The following is a 22,559-nucleotide window of genomic DNA, read 5'->3' on the forward strand; positions in this document are numbered from 1 at the left end:
TTTATTCAAATATATTTAATTAAAAATATTATCGCTGTATTAAAGTGAGATAGGAAGAGTAGGAAATGTAGATGAAGATAAGATATTTAGTCATGGCGTTAATTGTTCTATCATTTACGTCATTATTCATTGGTGTAAAAGATATTACCCCCCTGGATTTATTGAATCTAAGTGATGATAAAGTGCAAATCATGCTGCAAAGCCGTTTCCCTAGAATGGTGACCATAGTCATTGCCGGTATTGTGATGAGTATAAGCGGTCTGATCATGCAGCAATTGAGCCGCAATAAATTTGTATCCCCGACGACTGCCGGTACCATGGACTCTGCAAGGCTGGGACTTCTTCTTGCCATTATCATTTTTCCTTCGGCAGCACTCATTGAGAAAATGGCATTCGCTTTCATATTCGCTTTGGCAGGTACATTCTTGTTCATGAAAATTCTTGATCAAGTGAAATATAAGGATACGATCTTCATTCCATTGGTTGGTTTGATGTTTGGTAATATCGTAGGATCGATCTCGACTTTCTTTGCCTATAAATATGATTTGATTCAAAGCCTCAACACATGGATGAATGGTGATTTCTCGATGATCATGTCGGGAAGGTACGAACTTATATATCTAAGTATCCCGCTAGTCATTCTCGCATACTTCTTTGCCAATAAATTCACTGTGGCAGGGATGGGAGAGGAGTTTGCTATCAATCTAGGACTCAATTATAAGTTTATAGTCAATTTTGGATTGATCATCGTGGCATTATCCTCCACTGTCGTTTTGTTAACGGTGGGAACGATTCCTTTCATAGGTTTGATCGTACCAAATATTGTATCCCTTTACCTTGGTGACAATTTGAAAAAGAGTCTTTCTCATACAGCATTGCTAGGGGCAGTCTTCCTATTGATCTGCGATATTCTGGGCAGGATCCTCATATATCCATTTGAAATCCCGATCGGACTCGTGGTTGGTGTGATAGGAAGCGCCGTATTTATCTATCTGATACTGAGGAGAAAGGCATATGAATAATAAAATTAGGATCATTGTATTGGCTGTTCTTGCAGCCGCTTTAACGGCAGGTTATATCTTTTGGGACCTTGGCCCGAATTGGGATTATGCACTGCCGAGAAGGGTCATAAAAATCGTCGCCATCATCGTGGTTGGTTGTGCAATTGCTTTTTCAACAGTGATTTTCCAGACGGTCACGAATAATAAAATCCTGACGCCAAGCATTTTAGGGTTGGACTCCATGTATATGCTGATTCAAACGGGAGTGATTTTCATCTTCGGTTCAACGCATATCATGATCATGAATAAAAATCTCAATTTCCTGATTACACTTGCGGCCATGCTCATTTTTGCAAGCCTGCTGTTCAAGTTCATGTTCAAGAAAAACCGCAATATTTACTTCCTATTGCTGATCGGTATCATCTTCGGAACCTTATTCGGCAGCATGTCTTCATTCATGCAGGTATTGATTGACCCGAATGAATTCCAAATCATTCAAAATAAAATGTTCGCCAGCTTCAATAATGTCAACACGGACCTGTTAACGTTAGCTATTATCCTCATGATTGCGGCAATGATATATTTCATGAGATTTTTGAAGTATTTAGATGTCATGTCCCTTGGGAGAGACCAAGCCATAAACTTGGGTGTGAATTATGATTTTGTCACGAAGCGGGTTTTAATCGTCGTTACGGTTTTAATTTCCATTTCGACTGCCTTGATCGGTCCGATCACGTTCCTCGGATTGCTTGTTGCAAATGTGGCTTATCAATTCATTAAGTCCTACCAGCATAAACATATCCTCCCGGGTGCAATGCTAATCAGTGTGATTGCCTTGGTCGGCGGCCAATTCATTGTAGAGAGGATCTTTACGTTTTCCACGACCTTAAGTGTCATCATCAACTTTGTCGGCGGTGTCTATTTCATCTATCTTCTATTAAAGGAGAATAAATCATGGTAGAAGTGAAAAATTTATTCAAAAAATATAATAATAAAACGGTTGTCGAGGATGTTTCCATTGAAATAATGAAAGGGAAAATCACATCCTTCATCGGTCCCAATGGAGCGGGGAAGAGTACCGTTCTTTCGATGATCAGCCGTCTCATTACCCGGGATTCAGGAGAAGTCCTTATCGAGGGTAAGGATATGGGGAAATTCAATAGCAATGAACTTGCGAAAAAGATTGCCATCTTAAAGCAGGCTAACCACATCAATATCCGTTTAACGATTCGTGAACTGGTCGCCTTTGGCCGTTTTCCTTATTCACAAGGAAAGCTGACGAAAGAGGATTGGAAATACGTCGATGAAGCGATTGAATATATGGAACTTGCTGACATGCAGGATAAGTTCCTTGACCAGCTTAGCGGCGGCCAGCAACAGCGGGCCTTCATTGCCATGGTCATTGCCCAGAACACGGAGTATGTGCTTCTTGATGAACCCCTGAACAACCTTGATATGAAGCATTCCGTCCAAATCATGAAGGTATTGAGGAGGTTGGCCGATGAATTGGGGAAAACGGTCATCATCGTCATTCATGACATTAATTTCGCATCCTGTTATTCCGACTACATCGTCGCATTGAAGGATGGCAAGGTTGTTCATAATGGGCCTACCGAACAAGTCATCAATTCCAAAGTGTTAAAGGAAATTTATGATATGGATATTGAAATCCAAAGTATCAATGACAATAAGATCTGTGTGTACTTCACGTAAGACAATTCCATTTGGTTTTAAATTACTTCAGTATTCATAGCTGTCCAGAAATCACCTCGTACGCTTCTTAGGCAGTTAAGAGTTGGCGGGCGCCCATGACTTTAGCCGCCTCCTGTTCATCTGGCAGGAAAAGTGTTGAAGGTGAACTCTGTGATGGTGAGGATTCAATATGTAATTTTAAATAAAAAATTTTTTTCGAGGTGACCATAATGATTAAGAAATTATCCTTACTGCTTTTGGTTGCAATGCTGGCTGTAGTGGCTGTAGCTTGTGGATCAGATAAGGAAAAAGAAGAATCAAGCACGAAAAAGGAAAGTGCTAAAAGCGAAGAGATTACGGTTAAGCACCAACTAGGCGAAACGAAAGTGAAAACAAACCCTGAAAAAGTCGTTGTATTCGATATGGGTACTCTTGATACTCTTGATAAATTAGGTGTGGAAGTAGCAGCTGTTCCTCATGATGGACTTCCGGAATACCTTTCTAAATATGAAGGTACAACTGAAAATGCCGGTGGATTAAAAGAGCCTGACTTCGAAAAAATCAATGAAATTGCTCCAGACTTAATCCTTATTTCTGGCCGTCAATCCGAAGCATATAAAGAATTAAGTAAAATTGCCCCTACTGTTTTTGTAGGTGTGGATACAACAAAGTATATGGAATCGTTTGAAGAAAACGTAACACTTTTGGGTAAAATCTTCGATAAAGAAGACGAAGCCGCTAAAAAATTGGCAAGTGTTGAAGAAAACATCAATGCTTTGAAAGAAAAAGCCCCGACTGACAAAACTGGTTTAATCGTTCTTGCCAGCGGCGGAAAAGTAAGTGCTTACGGACCTGATTCAAGATTTGGAATCATCCATGATGTATTCGGAGTACCTGCAGTGGATGATAAATTGGAAGTATCGACACATGGTCAAAGTATTTCTTTCGAATACATTGCTGAAAAAAATCCTGACTACCTATTCGTTGTAGACAGAGATGCGGTTGCCGGTGATGGAGCTGCAGCAAAAGAAACGATTGAAAATGACATTGTTAAAAATACAAAGGCATTTAAAGAAGGCAACATCATTTATCTAGACCCTAACTACTGGTACTTATCAGGCGGCGGTTTAGAATCTGTCGACGCCATGGTTAAAGAAGTTTCAGAAGGCATTAAGTAATTTAAATAATTAAAGATAATCCTGTCCTCGATCGAGGGGCAGGATTTTTTATTTTTTATAATAAACCTGGATCAAATAAATATACTAACAAAGGGGAAGAAAAGAATTCCTGAAAACACAGGTAAGCTTATAATAAGGCGCCCCCAACCCCAATTAAGGGGAATGGGAAAGGACAAGGTCCATATTCCGCTGTTGCCGCCACTATGGCTTATATGGGCTGCGATCGTAAGAATATGACCCTCCATCCAAAATGAAAAATTCAGTTTCTTCCTATTATATTGTCTTTTGCATCCTTTTCGGTACCAGGAGGGATTTGAAATCGCAATCTATGTTAAATTTGGGAAATTGCATCTATTATGGATGATAAAAATAATATGATCTCCACTTCAAATTATCGGGGTGGATTAATTTTTTAGGATAAGTTATTTGAAAAAAGCTGAATAAAAAAGCCGAGGGGAATGATGTCGATACTTCGTGTAATCCATTTGTTATTTAATGGGACTTTAGGGTGGCAGGACGCAATGGTTAACGGTCAAACTTATACAGGCACGGGGTATCAACAGTGCGGGTGAGAAAAGCATCCATGTATCCGGCAATCCAGTTTAAGCTGTCGAATTATCGGGAAAAAAATCCTGGGATATAACCATAGCTTTCAATAATTGAAGGTTTATATCCTTACATATTTTGTAATGTGCTGGTTTTTTTATAAAGAGTCGTTTATAATGGTAAAAGCCTGAAGGACGTTAAAATATTTAGTGACTGCCATTCGCAGTCACACCAAAAAATTACGGTAATATTTATTGGATTAAGACATGTAGTTCCTATATATTTGTTATAGGTTCGCTGAACATTCGAGACGGGCGAAACTCTGTTATTTTTTCAAAGGCTTGTTCATAAGCTAAAGAAGTGTTCTGGATATAAGAGTTTTGGATGTGACAAAAGGTGGTTTTTCACAATCTTGACTATCCAAGTGAAAGAATGCTATTATAAGGTTTCCGATTTTCCGTCTTTTGTAAGTTTGTAAGAATTTATATAAATAAACCACTAGATTAATAGAGGTGAAAGCATGAATAATTTTCTCAAAAAAAGCCGGCATTTATTTGCAGATAACATACTAGGCTTTTTCTTTATTGCAGTAGTTATGTTTCAGATTAAAACTTATATTGGATATCGAGTTGAATTTAACTTAGGTATTGAAAATGGCCTGCAACAGTTCTTACTGTTTATAAACCCGATTAGTTCAGCCATTTTATTCTTTGGTTTGGCATTATTGGCTAGAGGCAAAAAATCATTTAAATGGATCATCAGGTTGAACCTATTGATGTCCTTATGGTTATTCTTCAATATTGTATACTACCGGTCATTTACCGATTTCATTACATTGCCAACCTTGACGCAAGTGCAAAACGCCGGGGATTTGGGACCGAGTATTTTAGAATTATTTAAAGGCCATGATGTATTGTATTTCCTTGATACGGTTCTTTTGATCGTGTTGTACAGATTCAAAGACTTTAAAGTGGAAGACTTCAAAGTCAAACGCCGTACAGTTGGAATGGTTTACCTGGCGGGACTGGCAATTTTCGCCATCAATTTGGGACTTGCTGAAAAGGATCGCCCGCAATTGTTATCAAGGACATTCGACCGGAACTATATCGTCAAATACTTGGGCATGTTCAACTATACGGTTTATGACGCCGTTCAGAATACTAAAACATACGCCCAGCGTGCGACTGCAAACAGCACGGATATCGCGGAAGTCGTCAACTATACGAAGGCAACAAGCGCTGAGCCGAATCCTAAGTATTTTGGTGCAGCCAAAGGCAAGAATGTCATCTACCTGCATTTGGAATCGATGCAGAATTTCCTTATCGATTATAAGTTGAATGGGGAAGAAGTAACTCCATTCTTGAACTCACTTGCAGCAGATAAGTCCGATTTCATGCACTTTGATAATTTCTTCCATCAAGTAGGCCAAGGTAAAACAGCGGATGCTGAATTCATGCTTGAAAATTCCCTGTTCGGCTTACCGCAGGGGGCAGCATTCACAAACCGTTCCCAAAATACGTATCAAGCAGCACCAGCTATTTTAGGACAACAAGGATACACATCTGCTGTGTTCCATGGTAATTACAAATCTTTCTGGAACCGGGATAATATGTATAAGTCTCTTGGTTTTAATCAGTTCTTTGATGCTAACCATTATAATATGGAAAATAAAGAGGAAGTACTAAGTTATGGATTAATGGATAAGCCGTTCTTTAAGGAATCGATTCCAATGTTAGAAACGCTAAAACAGCCTTTCTATACAAAATTCATAACGGTATCTCATCATTTCCCATATGCAATGGACCAGGAAAAAGCAACAATCGGTAAGCATACGACAGGTGATGCTTCCGTTGATAGTTACTTCCAAACTGCTCGCTATGCCGATGAGGCGCTTAAGGAGTTTTTCGATTATCTGAAGGAATCCGGTCTATATGATAACTCGGTAATCGTTATGTATGGTGATCATTATGGTATTTCCGAAAACCATAAAGAAGCCATGTCAAAAGTGCTTGGCAAGGATGTTGGTGCATTTGAGAATGCCCAATTGCAACGTGTACCATTATTGATTCATGTTCCAGGTGTTGAAGGCGGGGAAATGCACCAATACGGAGGACAGATTGACCTTCTCCCGACTTTATTGCATCTGTTAGGAATTGAATCTAAAGATTATGTACAATTCGGTTCCGATTTATTGTCAAAAGATCATAATGAAGTGGTACCTTTCAGGAATGGTGATTTTGTAACACCGGATGTCACTTCCATTAAAGGGAAATACTACGATACTAAAACGGGAGAATTGGTCGAGGAAAATGATGCCATCCTCAATTATAAAAAGAGGGCTGAAACGATGCTCAATTTATCCGACCAAGTAGTGAACGGCGACTTACTCCGTTTCTATACTCCAAACGGCTTTAAACCGATTGATCCAGCTGACTATGATTACACATATGATGAAGAAGGTTCGAAGGAAGAAAAGTCCGATAAATAAGGCTAATGAATGAACAGGCAGGAAGCCAGCGCTTCCTGCCTGTTTTTTTATGCGTCATCCTTTGTTGGTCATCATGGCAATATACTTTCTGATTTCTTCAGGCTTCCCTGCATATTTTTCAGCAAGCTGTTCGTCTTTCAGGATTTTATCCTTTGCTTTGACCAGGATTTCTTCACCCTTATCTTTGGGCACGACCACGACTCCATCTATGTCCCCTATGATGATGTCCCCTGGATATACGGTGACACCTCCACAGGATATGGGCACATTGGTTTCGCCTACACCTGCCTTGCCGCTAGAGGCAACCGTCGTCCCTTTGCTGAATACAGGGAAATTCAATTCTTTAATGGCTTCAAGGTCGCGAATGACCCCATCAACTACGAGGCCGCCAATATCCATCGTCTGCATCATGCCGACAACAAAGTCTCCTGCTATGGCCCGGTATGTATCACCCTTGCTGTCAACGACAATTATATCCCCAGGCTTGGCTTCACCGATTGCTTTTAACACGGCAGAATTATCACCGACGGGAATCTGTACGGTCAAAGCTCGTCCGGCCATACGAAATTCTTCCTTTAAGGGTTTTATTGCCGAATCCAGATTGCTCAACCCTTCCATTGCATCTGAAATCGCCGTGGTGGGCAAATTCCTGAACTGTTGAATAAGATTATCCATGACTATGATTCCTCCTTAAGAGTTAATGAATATAGCCTAATTATACACAAATTTCGTAATTTTCTAATAGTTTTCCGTTTGATAAAATGGTAAGTGTAGTGTAATTAACATCTGAAGGGGAGGGAAGCTCAGGTGTCACAAGGGGATTCAAGTCCTATTCCGTTTTAATCAATCGATTGATTAAACTTTATTTCATCGTTTTGAAGAGGTTGAAACCCTGCATAGGAACATTCCTAGCAATATTAATGTTCGGGTCTCCATGGCAGTTTGATCCGTACAGGAGAACATTCTTCTGAAGCAAGGGGAGAATGCTGGTGCATATCCTCAGAATTTTTTTTCTGATCTGGATGGGGGTGTCAGCGAAGAAATCCATAACTCAGCCAGTGTGCAGGGGATACTTACAATCTTCAAAGCAGGAGCAGAATCAAGACGGATGTTGCCAATGTTAGCCAAAGGGGGCTGAAAACTTCTGGATGAATGATTAAAAAAATGATTCCTGCAATCGTGGCAGCCTGATGTATGGTCATATGTCTAATAAAGTGGATTCCAGCTTTAAAACAGGCTTTAAGAAGAGGCATTTGATTCATTTTCATTCCTCCTTTTACTTTCAATAATATGACCAGGCATAAAAGAAAATACATGGGGATTCGTTTTCTGCTCAATTATTACGGGTATAGTAAAGGTAAAATAAAAGGAGGAATCTAGGTGGTCATTGTATATATTAGTCTTGCCCTCTTTATCGGATCGATTATTTATTTAGCGTTTTTTGCTTTTAAAACATTTAAGGATTCCAAACCGACCATTGAAAATGTGACTCAAACCGTTACTCGCATCCAGGCCAAAACGGACCAGATTAAATCCGAAACGGACCAACTCGCCATGACACAGCAGGAAATCACTGAAGATGTTGAATATAAAAAAGAGGCTGTCCAATATACCGTGGAGGCGGCTAAAGAAATACCTGAACCCTTTAAGAATATTTGGTTTTCAATAAAAGGTGACAAGTGGAAGCTTAGAAACAGAAGCGATGCATAAGTGTTTGACCGAACTGAAATGTACATGATATAGTATGGAAATACTATGTTTCTAGGGTTCCTCGGTTGGATGTTACCGGAATGGTCCAAGAGAAACGCGCAGGAATCTGCGTACACGGAGGGAAAAAAGCCCGGGAGATCATGAAAGATGACCTCCCGGGCTTTTTCTGTAATTGGAGGGGAAAAAGATGGCTTGGATTCAATTGGTGATTGCAGGATTATTTGAAGTGGTGTGGGCGACAAGTCTAAAGTATACCGAGGGTTTTACGAAATTATTACCTTCTATCATAACGATTGCTGGTATGGTTATTAGTTTTTATTTTTTGTCATCGGCGATAAAAACTCTGCCTATGGGAACAGCGTATGCAATTTGGACGGGAATAGGGGCTCTTGGGGCTGTTCTGGTAGGCATCATCGTTTTTAACGAGCCTAAGGATGCGATGCGGTTGGTATTCGTCGGTTTTATTTTGGTTGGAATTATCGGCTTGAAGGTCACTTCTTCTGAATAATCTGCCCACTCCTCGCAAATAGTAATGTTAAATGATTTTTGAGGAGTGAAGAATATGAACTATAAAGCGATAGTATCAAGTGCAATGATGGCTTTAGTGATTACAGGTTGTGCAACGAATGATAACGAAGATGCCAGTGAAAATCTTGGCCTGAATCGTACTCATCAGGATAATTTGGATAATCCGATGAATGTAAGCGACACAAGGCAAAATGTCAATAATGACAATAATGATAATGGCGTAAACGGTATGAGGGTCTCCGAGGATATCTCAAAACGAGTCGAAGCTTTGAAGGAAGTAAGTAAAGCAAATGTCATCGTGACTGAAAATAATGCCTATGTAGGCGCAGTATTAAAAGACGGCGGGGAAAAGGATATCTCGAATGACCTTAAAGAAAGGGTTGCTGATGCAGTAAGGGGAGCGGATCCATCTGTAGACCAAGTTTATGTGTCGGCAAATCCGGACTTTGTCCAAAGAATGGATAGGTATGCGAATGATATCGAGAATGGAAAACCCGTTGAAGGATTTGCTGAAGAGTTCCGTGAACTTGTAACACGGATCTTTCCAAGTCCAAGATAATTGAAAATTAAGGAGGGAAGACTTATCCGGTGGATTCCGGATAGGTCTTTTCCTATTTTTAAGATATCTGTGGAAGATGACTAACTTTAAATAGGGTGGTTACAATAATCGAATGAACGAAAAACTTTGAATTGGGGGTGGGATGGTGAGGCTATTTAAGGGCAAGAGGGAAATGGATTCAGAATCCTTTCAGGTTACTTCCAAGGATTTTCAGGAACTCCTTAAAAAGTTTACAGCATCTGATGATTTTCTTACCTTCCAATTCCCGAATGATGATGGCTATATCATCTCCTACTTCAATTCACTAGTCAGTGTACAACAGCTCCATGAACAAGTATTGGCGGTCATGTCGAAGCAACCAAAGAAAGTCCTTAAGCAACTAAAAGGCGATATTCCGATGGAAGATATGAAATTGACGGCTGATTTAAGGGACATTCAAAGATTGGTTTTGGCAGGATCGATCATGGTTCAGTACAAGCAAGATGATGAAATGTGTTTGCTCATTCCGTGTGTTCACAGTGTGAAAAGGCAAATTTCCACACCTGAGTCGGAGTATACGGTCGTTGGATCAAAGGAGGCGTTTGTTGAATCGCTTGATTCGAATTTGAATCTGATCCGTAACCGCTTGCCCACTCCTGAATTGCAGGCCAAGGAATTTAGGGTCGGTAGCATCTCACAAACAAGGATAGCAGTACTCTACATAGATGGGGTGGTAAACCAACAGATCATCAAGACGGTCATACAGAGAATAGAAGATATAGAATATGATACGATCGTCGATATTTCGTTCGTTAGCCAGATGATCACGGATAATCGGAATTCGATGTTCCCGCAATTGATTGATACGGAGCGGCCTGATCATCTGGCCAGTGTATTATCGGAAGGGAAAATAGGGATCATGCTGGATGGATCTCCTCATGCATTGGTTGGTCCCAATACGATCATTTCATTCTTCTCGTCATTTGAAGATTATTTTCAAATTTGGAATCTCGGTACTTCATTCCGTTTGATTCGGCTTTTCGCCGTGCTGTTTTCCGTTTTGTCATCACCTTTGTATGTGGCCGTTTTAACCTATCATTATCAAGTGATCCCAACGGATTTGCTGCCAATCTTAATATCATCCAGGGGAGTGATCCCTTTTCCGCCGATCTTGGAAGCGATCGTGCTGGAAGGGACGATCGAATTGCTGAGGGAAGCGGCGGTCAGGCTGCCTGCCAAGGTTGGCTCCACCATCGGTATTGTTGGCGGTATAGTAATCGGTACAGCCGCTGTGGAAGCGGGATTTGTCAGTAATGTCTTGTTGATGCTTGTCGCTTTGGCTGCCTTGGCTTCATTTACGGTGCCGATTTACCAAATCAGCAATACGATTCGCCTTATCCGCTTTCCCTTTCTAATTGCCGCCCAGTTATACGGGCTGTTTGGAATTGCCTTATGCAGTGCATTCATTTTAAGTCATTTATTGAAATTGACTTCGCTTGGCAGTCCTTATTTAGACCCGCTTTACCCGTTAAGAATTCATGACTTTAAAGATAGTCTGATCCGCCTCCCTTTTTCAAAGCAGAAAAAACGCCCGCAATTTCTGCGGACGGAAAATCCACTAAGGATAAGGAAGGAGGCAGAAACGCGAAATTCCCATAATGATATTGATGAATAAGGTGTAGAAAGCGGTGAGAAGGAATGGAAGTCAAACCAAATGAAACAAAATTAATATCTCCATTTTTTGTTTTTTTCCTCATGCCAGGCATGCAGATTGGAGTTGGGATACTGGGGTTTGAAAGGATCATAGCGAAAGAGGCTGGCCAAGACGCATGGATAGCGGTCATAATATCAGGATTGATCATAAATGTTCTGCTTTGGATGTGCTTCAAGCTATTGGGAAGGGGCCCCCAAACACTTGATTTGGTTGCCATCCATAAGGATTTATTCGGTAAAGGGGTAGGGAATGCTTTCAATATTTTATTCATCCTCTACTTTATCATGATTTCCATCATTCTTATCAGGACTTATTTAGAAGTCATTCAGGTTTGGATGTTCCCCGGTGTCAATGTCCTGATGCTGATGACCATCATTCTTCTTCTCGTGTATAACTTTGTGGAGGGTGGTTTCAGGGTCATTACCGGTTTTTGCATAATCGGGCTTATTATCGGATCGCCATTATTCCTTTTGAATTATTTCCCATTGAAGTACGCCCACTTTGAAAATTTGGGTCCTTTGCTTGACCATTCCTTTTTGGAAATCATGAAGGCCTGTAAGAAAATGACCCTGAATTACCTTGGTTTTGAATTACTCCTCATTTATTATCCTTTCATTAAAAATCGTGAAAAATCTCAAAAATGGGCCCATTTAGGGGCGTTGTTTACTATGGTGATATATGTTGTATCCATACTTGTTTCGTTGGCCTACTATCATCAAGATCAACTCAAAGATGTAATCTGGGCAACTTTGACGTTATGGAAGATAGTTGACCTTCCATTCATCGAAAGGTTCGAATACATAGGGATTTCCGTTTGGCTGTTCATGGTGCTGCCGAATGTTTGCCTAGGGGTTTGGGCAGCAAGCAGGACAGCGAAGAGAGTATTCGGATTCAGACAGAAAAAGATGTTGGTTCTCATTCTTATCATCATCTTGGTTTCCTGCATTTTTTTGGATAACCGCTATAGGATCGATAAGTTTAACACGATCAGTTCGCAAATTGGTTTTTATATCGTTTATTTGTATCTTCCTCTCTTATTCATATGGCAGTCGATCGTTTATAAAGTCAGGGGTCATAAATCATGAAAATCAAAATTCTCTTATTCACATTAGCGAGCTTTTTGATGGCGGCGTGCGGCGTGGAAAAGCAAATATTAGAAGATATATTAATAGCTGAAGTCGTAGGTTATGATGATGCCGAAAATAAAAAAATCAAAGGTACGGTTGTTGTCAGCGTTCCCCAGCCTGGGGAGGAAGAAAATCTGGGTAAAGAAGTATATGAAGCGAACTCCCATGATATAAAGGCAGCCCGCCAGCAGGAAAATGCAAAAACACCATATCCGATTGTCGGCGGGAGGCTGACAGCCATTCTATATGGTGAAGGATTGGCAAGTAAGGGGTTGAATGATTATGTCGATACATATAGGCGTGACCCAATGGTGGGAAGGGATTTGTATTTGGCGGTCGTTCATGGAAAAGCGGAGGATGTAGTTAAAATCGAGCCAAAGTTGATTAAAACTCCCGGGGTTCAAGTGAAGGAGCTGATAGAACAGAATATAAGGACCAATTTGCCTGATGTAGATCTTCACAGGTATTTATATGCGTGTCATGGTAAAGGAATCGACCCGGTCTTGCCCTTATTGGAAAAAGCAGGAGATCAAATACGGGTAAAAGGGATCGCTTTGTTTAAAAAGGATCGTTATATCGGTAAATATATCCCTTATGAAGATGGCTTTTTATATAAAGTCCTTAGTGAAAACTTTAAGCTGGGGAGTTATGAAATTAAATGGAAGGAAAATGACTCTACCGATATCAATAACGTGGAGTCACGTGTCCATTATCATATTTCGAATGCCAATCAAGACCCAAAGGTCAGGATTGATGTGAAAATGAAAGCGAGTCTGCTAGAGGTACAGGGCTATGACTTGGGCAAAGCGGTCGACCTGAAAAAAATAGAGGTCAGGGCCGAGCAAGTCATTGGTAAAAAATTAAATGAGATGGTAACCATGTTTCAGGAGAACCATATAGATCCGCTTGCACTCGGTGATCATGCTAAAAGCAAAACAAGAAATTTCGATCAAAAACATTGGGAGGAGGCATATCCCGATATTCCAATCGAGGTCGATCTGGATATTGAAATGATTCAAACGGGAATAGCTGAATAAAAATAGAATATTCTGGAGTTTTCCCCTTTATAATAGGGTATTGGTGTAAGGATTGTGTCAATGCGGCTAAAAAGGGGGAAAAGCATGGACAAAGCATGGTGGAAAGAGGCGGTTGTGTATCAAGTGTATCCAAGGAGTTTTATGGATAGTGATGGCGATGGGATAGGGGATATAAACGGGATCTTGATGAAGCTCGATTATTTACAAGAGCTGGGTGTGAACGTGATATGGCTATCCCCGGTTTATCAATCTCCCAATGATGACAATGGATACGATATCAGTGATTATAAAGCAATCATGACTGAATTCGGGACAATGGCTGATTTCAATAGGTTGTTGAAGGCCGTTCATGAACGTGGAATGAAGATCATGATGGACCTCGTGGTCAACCATTCTTCAGATGAACATCCATGGTTCGAGGAATCCCGATCCTCAAGAGATAATCCAAAACGCGATTATTATATTTGGAAACCTGGCAGGAATGGAAAAGAGCCAAATAATTGGGAATCCATTTTTAAAGGTTCAGCATGGGAATATGATGAAAGAACCGATGAATATTATTTACATTTATTCAGCAGGAAACAACCGGATTTAAACTGGGAGAACCCTAAGCTCCGCGAAGAAATCTACAGCATCATGACTTGGTGGCTGGATAAGGGTGTCGATGGCTTCCGGATGGATGTCATCAACTTCCTTTCAAAAGATCAAAGCTATTCAGATGGAGCCATTCAGCATGAGAAGCAGTATGGTGATGGAAGCCCCTTTTTCCTGAATGGCCCGCGCATACATGAGTTTCTGCAGGAAATCAATCAACGGGCACTTTCCGGACATGACGTGATTACGGTTGGGGAGATGCCAGGCGTCACACCGGAGGAAGCGCAATTGTTCACAGGTAAAGATCGTGGTGAGCTACATATGGTCTTTCAATTCGAACATATGGATTTGGGGAAGGGACCAGAAGGTAAATGGAGTGACGATAAATGGAAGCTAACCGATTTAAAGCGAATCCTCTCCAAGTGGCAGACTGGTTTGGAGGGGGATGGCTGGAACAGTTTATACTGGAACAACCATGATCAGCCCCGGGTTGTCTCAAGGTTTGGTAATGATGCAAAGTATCGTATCGAAAGCGCAAAGATGCTTGCCGCTTGTCTTCATATGCTGCAAGGTACACCTTATATATATCAAGGGGAAGAGCTGGGCATGACCAATGTTGCATTTGAAAGCATCGATGAATACCGGGATATCGAAACATTGAATTCATATGACGAACTCATCCATTCTCATGGCTGGTCGAAAGAGCGGATGATGTCAGCCATCCACGCCCGCAGCAGGGATAATGCGAGGACACCGATTCAGTGGAATGACTCCCGGAACGCAGGATTCACGAAAGGGGCTCCTTGGATCAAGGTTAATCCCAATTTTCCGGAGATTAATGCAGAAAAGGCCTACAATGATCCGAATTCCATTTTTCATTTTTATAAAAAGCTTATCCAACTGCGCAAGGAACATGATATCGTCGTTTATGGCCGTTTTGAACTGCTGTTGCCGGATGATGAACGAATATTTGCCTACACGAGATCGTTGGAAGAAGAAAAGCTGTTGGTGCTATGCAACTTTAAAGAAGAGCAGGCCTCTTATACTTTGCCTGAAGAGCTGCATGCATATTCTGCCACAAAGTTGATCGGCAATTATGATCAGGAGGAAGAAGGAGTCTCCAGCAAACCCCTGCAACCATATGAATGCCGTGTTTATCATTTGAAATGAAAAAAGGACCTGTTCTTCACCGGTTAGGGAAGAACAGGTCCTTTGCGTATTATTTTGATTTAAGGTCACATTCCTCAAGCGGAATGATTTTCGTTTTATGTTTAATTTTATAGCCGAACCATAGGACGAAAAATAGAATCAAGCCAATGTAGGAAACGAACATTGAATTCCAGTCGATCCCATCGCTGCTGAAAGCCTGATAGCCTTGTCCGATGATAATGATAATACAAAGGACAAGTGCGAATATAGGCCCGAATGGGAAGCCTTTTGCCCGGAATGGTAAGTCATTCCAATCAAGGCCTTGAGCTGCATAGGCTTTGCGGAACCGATAATGGGCAATCGCAATCCCTACCCAGGTGACGAATCCCGCCATGCCTGAAGCATTCAATAACCAGATATAAACGACGCCATCACCGAAAAATGAAGCCAAGAATGCAACGCAGCCAACTAATGAAGTCACGATAAGTGCATTCACCGGTACTCCTCTTTTATCTAACTTGCCTAGGAATTTCGGTGCTTTCCCATCACGTGCCAAGTCCCATAGCATACGGGTTGAAGCGTACATGCCAGAGTTACCGGCAGAGAGTACGGATGATAAAATGATCGCGTTCATGATGGATGCAGCAAATGCAAGGCCGGCCCGTTCAAATACAAGCGTGAATGGACTTACGGCAACATCTTGACTCAATAAACGTGAATCCGTAAACGGAATGATCATTCCAATAACGAAAATTGCAAGGATATAGAACAAGAGGATGCGCCAGAAAACGGATCTGATTGCTTTAGGGATATTTTTTTCTGGATCTTCACTTTCACCAGCAGTCACTCCAAGCAATTCCGTTCCTTGGAATGAAAAGCCGGCAGCCATGAATACGCCTAGAATCGTGAAGAACCCTCCGTTAAAGGGACCTTCGCCCATTGTGAAATTGGAAAAACCGATTGGGTCATTCCCACCCATGATTCCGAGAATGATCAGAACACCCGTAATCAAGAAAATGACGACTGTCACGACTTTGATCATGGCAAACCAGAATTCCGTTTCTCCGAAACCTTTAACTGACATGTAATTGATAAGAAACATAGTGATTAACGCAATGGCACTCCAGATAAATGAAGGGCTATCCGGGAACCAGAACTTCATAATTAAGACAACGGCTGCCAATTCGGCGGCAATGGTGATTGCCCAGTTATACCAGTAGTTCCAACCAATCGCAAAACCGAAAGACGGATCGACGAATTTGGATGCATAGACACGGAACGAACCGGCCACTGGCATGAACGCCGCCATTTCTGCAAGACTTGTCATTAAGTAATAAACCATGATGCCGATGACCGCGTATGCCACTAAGGCCCCGCCGGGACCGGCTGAATGAATGGCCCCGCCACTTGCTAAAAATAAACCTGTTCCAATCGTTCCACCTAATGAAATCATCATTAAATGACGCGCTTTCAGGCTCCTTTTCAGTTCAGTAGGGCTTGTTGGTGATTGTGAATTTGACAATTGATGTTACACTCCTTTTTATTGGAAGGGAACGAAAAATAAAAAAACAGCAGTCGAAAAAGATCGACGGCTGTTTATAATAAACCCGTTTATCCTTCCGAAGATAGCTCCCCACGCTTTTTGTAAAAACGTGACAGTGGTGTTCCTGTTCGGTAACACCGCCAGCAAGAATATACATGGAATATACCCTAACTTCGGCAACTTATCCTTTCAAACGGAGTCTTTAATTTTCCAGAATCTCGTCCGTTTTACTTTTATAAGCTGCAGCCTCTAACTCATCGGTAAATGAGGAAGTATTCAATTTTCTAATATCGTTGCGCCAGCTTGTAAGTGACGTCGGACGATTGTACTCATGAAATTCATGCAATCGTTAATAGATTGCTAGTAATTGAGTAAACTTTACTATATCAAAATTATAAAATAACTTCTTGGATATCGCAATGATTATTTTATGTGGTTATATTTTCCTAGAAAATGAATGATGTCAGGAAGGGACTCAAATGCTGATCTACCAAAATAAAGCATTCTAAACAGAACTCCTTTTTATAAGGGCATAATCCAGTTTTACATGTTTGACCTCTTCAGGATTCTCAAAGAGATCCACTGCCATTTTCCCGATCCATTCCAGCGGTAAGGAAATGGTCGTGATGTCGAGCATTTCGCCAAGGCTATCATTATTGAAGCCGAGAATGGCCACATCTTCCGGTACTCTTATACCCGATTTCTTTGCGGTAAGAATGAAGCCCGCCGCCGTGTCATCATTCGTGATGATGACGGCTTCAGGTTTATCCATCATCGAATTCCATTCCTGAAACAATTGTTCACCGTCTTTGATGTGATAACTGCCTTCAAACAGCCATTCTTTATTGTTTATCAGTTGATGTTTACTCATGATATCGTTAAAGGCCTTTGTACGATGGGAACTGTTTCTGCTCTTTTTACGGCCGAGGCTGTATCCGATTTTCTTATATCCTTTAGCAATCACGTACTCAAGGGCACAGGAGAAAGCTGCATAATGATCAATGCTGATGGATGAGAATTCAGCCTGCGCGGTATCTTCACATAAAATAATCGGTCCGTATTTTTGGTAATTCAAGAGGATTTTCATTTCCGAAATCCTTGAACAAACGATAATGCCATCGAGTTGCTTCATTTGCAGCATATTAAAAGCCTGGATCTCTTTCTCCCTGTCATAATTTGTTTGAAAGATGACGATATGGCAGCCAATTGCATTTGCCTGTTTTGTGATTCCGTTAACGATTGCCCCGTAATATGGGTGATTGTTGAAGGGGATGATGACGCCGATAAGGTTGGTTTTCCCCTTTGAAAGATGAATGGCGTTGATGTTTCTCGTATAATTCAAACGATTTATCGCTTCTAAGACGCTCTTTCTTTTATCGGGGCTTACATATGGATGATCATTCAATACACGAGACACTGTTGAGACAGATACACCAGCACATTGAGCTATTTCTTTAATATTTGTCATGGTATCACCGTTTTTCTTTTTTTATATTGTACAGTATGAAACCCATTTCAGGGCAAGGGAACAGTGTGTGACTGCTGAGAACTTCTTCTATTAAGGTCTTGTTATGGTATTGGTTTCATCCTTTAAGATTGGTCTAAGTCTTAGAGGAGGAGGAAATCATGATGTTCCAAACTTTAATCACCCTGTTTGTGCTTTGCGGAATCGAATTGGGATTTGCGTACTTGGCCATTTCCTTGAAACAGGAGAAATGAGTTGCAATGCCCGTTCCGCGGCATTGCGCGTGGAAACCGTGTTTACATGTGAATTTCACGTCGTCCCGAAATAGCTCCCCTAGGTTTATATTCACCAGTAAAACCCCACAATATAAATATAACTTCATCATACGGAATGATTGACTGCCAGGAAGCTGCCGAAAGTGGGGCTTCCTGACAGTTTTTGCTGTGTGTAAAAGTCATTCGCCTTTTTGAAATGTTTAAAAATAGTTGCACTTTTTTTGTATATTTGTGTATAGTATAAAATAAGTTGTGTAGAGGAAACTTTTTAGCATTTACGACAATGTAAAAAAATTTACACTTAATTTTGCGCACGGCAAACTATTTTAGAAAGATGAAAAAGGGAGGGAATATGGATGGGTTTTCTTAAATCTATTGGAGGCGTGCTTGCTGCATTGTTGGTTTTAACAGGGTGCGGCAATGATACGGCCGAAAGCGATAATGGCAATGGCAAGCTGGATGTCGTTACAACAACGGGAATGATTGGGGATTTGGTTGAGAATATCGGCGGTAAACATGTCGAGGTCACAAGTTTAATGGGACCGGGAGTCGACCCCCATCTATATAAAGCGACGCAGGGTGATGTGAAGACATTGGATTCGGCTGATATGATTTTTTATAACGGACTGCATCTTGAAGGGAAAATGACGGATATATTTGAAATGATGAGCAAGGATAAACCGACGATTGCCGTAACGGAAGACTTCAAGGAAAACCAACTTCGCAAAGTGGGTGCAACGGAGCATGATCCCCACGTATGGTTTGATGTAAAGCTTTGGATCGTTGCGGCGGAGGCGGTTAAGAAAGAATTGATTGCCGAGGACCCGGACCATGAAGCGGAGTATCGTGAAAATTATGAGGAGTACGTTCTGCAATTGGAGGAACTTGATAAATATGTCCATGAGGAAATCAATAAAATTCCAGAAGACCAACGGGTGCTCGTTACGGCACATGATGCTTTTGGGTACTACGGGCAGTCATATGGCCTGGACGTAAGAGGGCTCCAAGGGATCAATACATTATCGGAATATGGATCGAAAGATGTGACGGATATGCGGAACTATCTTGTGGAGAACAAAATAAAAGCGATTTTCATAGAGTCAAGCGTACCGAGGAAGGCTATCGAGGCTGTCATTCAAGGAGCAGGTAAGCAGGGTCACAAAGTGGAAATCGGCGGTGAACTGTTCTCTGATGCCATGGGTGAAAGAGGGACGGAAGAAGGAACGTATATCGGAATGGTACGTCATAACACGGACACCATCGTCCGTGCTTTGAAATAGGGGGGATAAACTATGAATCAAGCAGCTTTGAAGGTCGAGAATTTAACGATTGCTTATCATAAGAAGCCGGTTGTCGAAGATGTCTCATTTGAGGTGCCGGAAGGGAATTTAATCGGTATCATAGGCCCCAATGGAGCAGGGAAGTCCACTTTGATAAAGGGGATACTCGAATTGATCCCGAAAATATCGGGGCACATCACGATAAAGGGCTCTACTTATAAATCGATGAGGAAGAGTATCGGTTATGTACCACAGCGGGAGTCAGTGGATTGGGATTTTCCGACCAACGCACTTGATGTCGTGATGATGGGCAGATATGGTCATCTCGGATGGCTGAGGCGACCAGGGAAGTCCGAAAGGAAGAAGGGGATGGAGTGCCTGGAGAAGGTGGGGATGGCTGAATATGCTAACCGCCAGATCAGCCAGCTATCAGGTGGACAGCAGCAACGGATATTCCTGGCCCGTGCATTGGCACAGGAAGCGGATATTTATTTTATGGATGAACCGTTCGTAGGGGTGGATGCCGCAACAGAGAAAGCGATCATACAATTGCTGATGGAATTGAAGGAAAAAGGCAAAACCGTTCTGGTTGTGCACCATGACCTATCCACCGTGAAGGAATATTTCGACTGGACGATGTTATTGAATAAGAAGGTGATGAAAATAGGTCCGACAGAAGAAGTGTTCATTCCCGAATACCTACAGGCAACATATGGAGGCCGCCTAGCGATACTATCAGACACAAAGTCCGGCCTTTTATTAAAATGAGGTGTACACGATGAATATAATGGACATTATCACCGATCCAAATACAAGGTGGATATTGCTTGGCACGATGTTCCTTGGATTAAGCAGCGGGGTCATCGGCAGCTTTGCCTACCTCAGAAAACAGTCTTTGCTAGGCGACACGCTCGCACATGCAGCGTTACCCGGTATCTGTGTCGCCTTCATGTTAACTGGAGTGAAATCCACTTCCTACTTTTTGATAGGTGCCGCACTGGCTGGCTTAGTCGCTGTCTTATTGATCAGTGTGCTTACGAGATACAGTAAGATCAAGCAGGATGCGGCCTTGGGAATCGTCTTATCTTCTTTCTTTGGTTTCGGAATTGTGATGCTTACGCAAATCCAGCAGAGCGAGTATGGAAACCAGAGTGGATTGGATACCTTTTTATTCGGGCAGACGGCGTCAATGGTCATGTCCGATGTATATATGATGATGACGGTTTCCTTTATTCTCATTTTCACTTGTACCGTATTTTTTAAAGAATTCAAATTACTTTCCTTTGATCCAGGGTTTGCTAAGGGGATGGGATTGCCGGTTGTTTTTCTGGATTATTTCATCATGATGCTGATCGTGGCAGCTGTAGTGATCGGTATCCAGGCTGTAGGCGTCGTATTGATGGCATCTTTACTGATAACACCTGCGGTATCCGCAAGATATTGGACGGAGCGCCTGCATATCATGGTCATCCTGTCTGGTATATTCGGAATGTTGAGCGGTGTGTCTGGAACGTTGATCAGTACATCTGTCAATGATTTGCCGACAGGACCGTTAATGGTCTTATCCGCGACGGTATGGTTTTTCTTTTCCATGCTTTTTGCACCTAAACGCGGAGTGCTTTCATCTATATGGAGAAGGGTTTCGACGAAAAAGAAATATTCTCTCGAACAGGATAGAAGGAAAGGGAGCCACTCATCATGAATGATTTTTGGATTATCTTAGTCGGAGCATTAGTGGCGGGTTCTTGCAGTGTATTAGGGTGTTTTTTGATAGTCAGGAAAATGACGTTGATTGGAGATGCAATCAGTCATTCCGTTTTGCCGGGAATCGTATTGGCATTTTTAATAACCGGAACCCGCGATTCGGTTCCAATGCTGATCGGGGCTGCTGCGCTCGGCTTGCTTACCGTATTCTTGATCCAGCTTTTCCAATCGTCGGGCGTTCAATCCGACGCTGCGATCGGGATTGTATTCACTTCCCTTTTTGCAACGGGGATCGTACTTGTGAGCTTGTACACGCAACAAATAGATTTTGACCTGGAACATGTCCTTTATGGGGAAATAGCCTATTCTCCGTGGAACACGATGACAATCGCGGGAATCGAGGCTGGACCAAAAGCTGTTTGGATAGTCGGCAGTTGTTTTATCCTGAACCTCATACTGATTTTCCTTTTCTTCAAACAGTTTAAACTCGTTTCATTTGATCCATCACTTGCTGCCGCGATGGGAATTCCTGTACTGTTCTTTCATTACTTATTGATGAGCCTCATTTCACTGACAACTGTTGCTTCTTTTGATAGTGTAGGTTCCATTTTAGTAGTTGGAATGCTCATCATACCTGCGGCAACGGCCTATCTGCTGTCAGACCGTTTAAGCCGCATGATATTGGTCAGTATCGGGGTCGGGGTGCTAAGTTCCGTCATCGGCTACTATTCAGCCACCATTTTGGATGCCTCGATATCAGGTTGCATGGTGGGTTCGGCAGCCATATTATTCGGATTGGCCTTTCTCTTCTCCCCGGGCAATGGATTGGTCAGCCTATTGCTAAAACGGAGAAAATCAAAGGAATCACATGCATAGCTCTCCATGCCTGCAGGCTTCATGGAAATAACTCCATGAAGCCTGTAAACTATTCTTCTATATAGTTGTGATTTTATTTGTTTAAAGTATAATGAATAAGTGTATTTATAGATG

20 protein-coding genes and 2 riboswitches are annotated in these 22,559 nt (G+C 41.7%); of the genes, 16 read left to right on the forward strand and 4 right to left on the reverse strand.

Annotated elements, in window-relative coordinates; translation table 11 throughout:
- Positions 1 to 71: 71 nt before the first annotated feature.
- The 5 genes from J7I96_RS07300 (at position 72) to ltaS (ending at position 6,905) form a co-directional block, all read left to right on the forward strand.
- Positions 72 to 1,022, forward strand: coding sequence for an ABC transporter permease (locus J7I96_RS07300; RefSeq protein ID WP_053536781.1), 951 nt, complete (start codon positions 72 to 74; stop codon positions 1,020 to 1,022).
- Entirely contained in the window at positions 1,015 to 1,962 is a 948-nt protein-coding gene (locus J7I96_RS07305) for an iron chelate uptake ABC transporter family permease subunit (protein ID WP_214773050.1), read from the forward strand. The genes J7I96_RS07300 and J7I96_RS07305 overlap by 8 nt, the downstream gene beginning before the upstream one ends.
- Positions 1,956 to 2,714 carry an iron ABC transporter ATP-binding protein gene (locus J7I96_RS07310; RefSeq protein ID WP_214773051.1) on the forward strand — a complete coding sequence of 253 codons (759 nt, stop codon included), beginning with the start codon at positions 1,956 to 1,958 and terminating at the stop codon, positions 2,712 to 2,714. Before J7I96_RS07305 ends, J7I96_RS07310 begins: the two co-directional genes overlap by 7 nt.
- 212 nt (positions 2,715 to 2,926) lie before the next feature.
- Complete coding sequence (locus J7I96_RS07315; protein ID WP_214773184.1) at positions 2,927 to 3,871, forward strand: siderophore ABC transporter substrate-binding protein; 945 nt, start codon at positions 2,927 to 2,929, stop codon at positions 3,869 to 3,871.
- Between the two features lie 1,066 nt (positions 3,872 to 4,937).
- Positions 4,938 to 6,905, forward strand: a complete 1,968-nt coding sequence (gene ltaS, locus J7I96_RS07320) for a lipoteichoic acid synthase (RefSeq protein ID WP_214773052.1) — start codon at positions 4,938 to 4,940, stop codon at positions 6,903 to 6,905.
- Positions 6,906 to 6,959: 54 nt separating this feature from the next.
- Here ltaS and J7I96_RS07325 read toward each other — a convergent pair whose 3' ends face one another.
- Positions 6,960 to 7,580 carry an RraA family protein gene (locus tag J7I96_RS07325; protein ID WP_214773053.1) on the reverse strand — a complete coding sequence of 207 codons (621 nt, stop codon included), beginning with the start codon at positions 7,578 to 7,580 and terminating at the stop codon, positions 6,960 to 6,962.
- 407 nt (positions 7,581 to 7,987) lie between these two features.
- Positions 7,988 to 8,167 carry a hypothetical protein gene (locus tag J7I96_RS07330; RefSeq protein ID WP_214773054.1) on the reverse strand — a complete coding sequence of 60 codons (180 nt, stop codon included), beginning with the start codon at positions 8,165 to 8,167 and terminating at the stop codon, positions 7,988 to 7,990.
- Positions 8,168 to 8,285: 118 nt separating this feature from the next.
- Between J7I96_RS07330 and J7I96_RS07335 the strand changes: the two genes are divergently transcribed.
- The 7 genes from J7I96_RS07335 (at position 8,286) to J7I96_RS07365 (ending at position 15,323) form a co-directional block, all read left to right on the forward strand.
- Positions 8,286 to 8,615: a DUF948 domain-containing protein gene (locus J7I96_RS07335; RefSeq protein WP_214773055.1), complete on the forward strand. Its 330-nt coding sequence runs from the start codon at positions 8,286 to 8,288 to the stop codon at positions 8,613 to 8,615.
- A 40-nt stretch (positions 8,616 to 8,655) separates the two neighbouring features.
- Positions 8,656 to 8,754, forward strand: a riboswitch (guanidine-I (ykkC/yxkD leader).
- Positions 8,755 to 8,802: 48 nt separating this feature from the next.
- Positions 8,803 to 9,123: a quaternary ammonium compound efflux SMR transporter SugE gene (gene sugE / locus J7I96_RS07340; protein WP_063595816.1), complete on the forward strand. Its 321-nt coding sequence runs from the start codon at positions 8,803 to 8,805 to the stop codon at positions 9,121 to 9,123.
- A gap of 54 nt (positions 9,124 to 9,177) precedes the next feature.
- Positions 9,178 to 9,702: a YhcN/YlaJ family sporulation lipoprotein gene (locus J7I96_RS07345; protein ID WP_214773056.1), complete on the forward strand. Its 525-nt coding sequence runs from the start codon at positions 9,178 to 9,180 to the stop codon at positions 9,700 to 9,702.
- 142 nt (positions 9,703 to 9,844) lie between these two features.
- The gene (locus J7I96_RS07350) at positions 9,845 to 11,356 is read left to right on the forward strand and encodes a spore germination protein (protein WP_251029113.1); all 1,512 of its coding nucleotides are present in this window, start codon (positions 9,845 to 9,847) and stop codon (positions 11,354 to 11,356) included.
- A gap of 23 nt (positions 11,357 to 11,379) precedes the next feature.
- The gene (locus tag J7I96_RS07355; protein ID WP_214922672.1) at positions 11,380 to 12,480 is read left to right on the forward strand and encodes a GerAB/ArcD/ProY family transporter; all 1,101 of its coding nucleotides are present in this window, start codon (positions 11,380 to 11,382) and stop codon (positions 12,478 to 12,480) included.
- Entirely contained in the window at positions 12,477 to 13,559 is a 1,083-nt protein-coding gene (locus J7I96_RS07360) for a Ger(x)C family spore germination protein (protein ID WP_214773058.1), read from the forward strand. Before J7I96_RS07355 ends, J7I96_RS07360 begins: the two co-directional genes overlap by 4 nt.
- 84 nt (positions 13,560 to 13,643) lie before the next feature.
- Positions 13,644 to 15,323: a glycoside hydrolase family 13 protein gene (locus tag J7I96_RS07365; RefSeq protein ID WP_214773059.1), complete on the forward strand. Its 1,680-nt coding sequence runs from the start codon at positions 13,644 to 13,646 to the stop codon at positions 15,321 to 15,323.
- A gap of 49 nt (positions 15,324 to 15,372) precedes the next feature.
- Here J7I96_RS07365 and J7I96_RS07370 read toward each other — a convergent pair whose 3' ends face one another.
- Together J7I96_RS07370 and J7I96_RS07375 are read right to left on the reverse strand one after the other, a co-directional pair.
- Positions 15,373 to 16,824, reverse strand: coding sequence for an amino acid permease (locus J7I96_RS07370; protein WP_251029114.1), 1,452 nt, complete (start codon positions 16,822 to 16,824; stop codon positions 15,373 to 15,375).
- Positions 16,825 to 16,920: 96 nt separating this feature from the next.
- Positions 16,921 to 17,105, reverse strand: a riboswitch (Lysine riboswitch).
- Positions 17,106 to 17,350: 245 nt separating this feature from the next.
- Positions 17,351 to 18,313, reverse strand: a complete 963-nt coding sequence (locus tag J7I96_RS07375) for a LacI family DNA-binding transcriptional regulator (protein WP_214773060.1) — start codon at positions 18,311 to 18,313, stop codon at positions 17,351 to 17,353.
- Positions 18,314 to 18,941: 628 nt separating this feature from the next.
- Here J7I96_RS07375 and J7I96_RS07380 point away from each other — a divergent pair.
- The 4 genes from J7I96_RS07380 to J7I96_RS07395 are packed head-to-tail and all read left to right on the forward strand — an operon-like array spanning position 18,942 to position 22,445.
- A complete protein-coding gene (locus tag J7I96_RS07380) occupies positions 18,942 to 19,865 on the forward strand; it encodes a metal ABC transporter solute-binding protein, Zn/Mn family (protein ID WP_214773061.1) in 924 nt (307 codons plus the stop codon).
- A 12-nt stretch (positions 19,866 to 19,877) separates the two neighbouring features.
- Entirely contained in the window at positions 19,878 to 20,633 is a 756-nt protein-coding gene (locus J7I96_RS07385) for a metal ABC transporter ATP-binding protein (protein WP_214773062.1), read from the forward strand.
- Between the two features lie 10 nt (positions 20,634 to 20,643).
- The gene (locus J7I96_RS07390) at positions 20,644 to 21,567 is read left to right on the forward strand and encodes a metal ABC transporter permease (RefSeq protein WP_214922671.1); all 924 of its coding nucleotides are present in this window, start codon (positions 20,644 to 20,646) and stop codon (positions 21,565 to 21,567) included.
- Complete coding sequence (locus J7I96_RS07395) at positions 21,564 to 22,445, forward strand: metal ABC transporter permease (RefSeq protein ID WP_251025351.1); 882 nt, start codon at positions 21,564 to 21,566, stop codon at positions 22,443 to 22,445. The genes J7I96_RS07390 and J7I96_RS07395 overlap by 4 nt, the downstream gene beginning before the upstream one ends.
- The last annotated feature ends 114 nt before the right edge of the window (positions 22,446 to 22,559 follow it).

The organism is Bacillus sp. ISL-78, assembly GCF_018613455.1.
Classification (GTDB): domain Bacteria; phylum Bacillota; class Bacilli; order Bacillales; family DSM-1321; genus Peribacillus; species Peribacillus frigoritolerans.